Raw genomic sequence first — 1356 nt, forward strand, 5'->3', positions numbered from 1 at the left:
GTGTTGCCGACCTCGATCGTCTTGCCGGACATGCTGGTGATGACATCGGAAGGACGGTAGGCGTTGCCGTCGATGGCGTTCTCCACCGCCGGCACGACCACGATCAGGTTCAGCGGCAGCTTCATCTTCACGGCAGCCACGAAGGTGCCGATGACGCTGCCCGCGCCCAGCATGTCGTACTTCATCTCCTCGATGCCGCCCTGCGTCTTCAGGTTGACGCCGCCGGTGTCGAAGGTGATGCCCTTGCCGACCAGTACGTACGGCTTGGTGTCGGCGTCGCCGGCACCGTTCCACTTCAGCACGATCAGGTGCGGACGGTTGGCCGAGCCGCGCGCCACGGCCAGCAGCGAGCCCATGCCGAGCGATTCCATCTGCGTCTCGTCGAGGATCTCGGCTTCGGCGCCGTGCTCCGAGGCCAACTGCTGCGCCTGCTCGGCCAGATAGGCCGGGGTGCAGATATTGGGCGGCAGGTTGCCGAGTTCGCGCGTGGTCTGGACGCCGGCGGCGATGGCAATGCCCTGCGCCAGGGCATCGGCATCCTCGCCGGCGATGGCGAAGTGGGTCAGACCCGGGTCGTCGTTCTTCTTCTTGCCCAGCGTGGCGGTGTAGCGGTAGCAGGCATGGTCGGCGGCGATCACGGCCTGGCGGATATTCCACGCCGCATCGCGGTCCTTCACCGCCACGTCGGACAGGGTGAACAATGCGGACTTGACCGGGCCGATCTTCAGGGTACGGGCAGCGTCGCCCACCGCCTTCAGGTACTGGGCCACGCCGAACTTGGCGGTCTCGCCCAGTCCTACCACCAGCACGCGCGGGGCGGTGACGCCTGGCAGGTCGTGCAACAGGGTGGTCTTGCCGGTCTTGCCCCCGATGTCGCCCCGCTGCAGCAGCGCCGACAGCTTGCCGCCGCTGGCCGCATCCACGGCCTGGCCGGCCGCGGTCAGGCGCTTGTCGGCGTAAGCGCCTACCACGAGGCAATCGACGCCGGCCTGGGCGGGGGCTTCGTGGTTCAGGGTGAATTCCAGCGTCATTGATCAGATTCCCGGTTCAGTTACGTACAATCGCGGGCCGGATGAAGGTGGCTGACGCCATCCCGGACCGCAGAGACTGCCGCCGCAGGCGCGGCGCACAAGCCCGAGATTGTAAATCAAGCCCTCCTGATGCCGAAGCTGGACCGCTACCTCTTCCGGGAATTCACCCAGAGCTTCCTGGCCACCCTGATCATCCTGCTGATGGTCAGCGTCGGCGGCGTGATGGCGGACCTGCTGGGCGACGTGGCCGACGGCAAGGTGCCGGCCCGCCTGCTGCTGTCCCAGTTGGGCCTGCAGTTCCTCAACTACATGCCCTACATCATCC

General features: G+C 66.6%; 2 protein-coding genes. One reads left to right on the plus strand and one right to left on the minus strand.

Going from position 1 to position 1356, the window contains the following annotated elements:
• Positions 1–1031 (minus strand): leucyl aminopeptidase family protein (locus AC04L7_RS18795; RefSeq protein ID WP_475513716.1); only part of this gene is annotated, 1031 nt, incomplete at its 3' end.
• Positions 1032–1160: 129 nt separating this feature from the next.
• Between AC04L7_RS18795 and AC04L7_RS18800 the strand changes: the two genes are divergently transcribed.
• Positions 1161–1356: LptF/LptG family permease (locus AC04L7_RS18800; protein WP_475513717.1), on the plus strand; the 196-nt coding region annotated here is incomplete at its 3' end.

It is taken from the genome of Pseudoxanthomonas sp. LjRoot204_2, assembly GCF_056175765.1.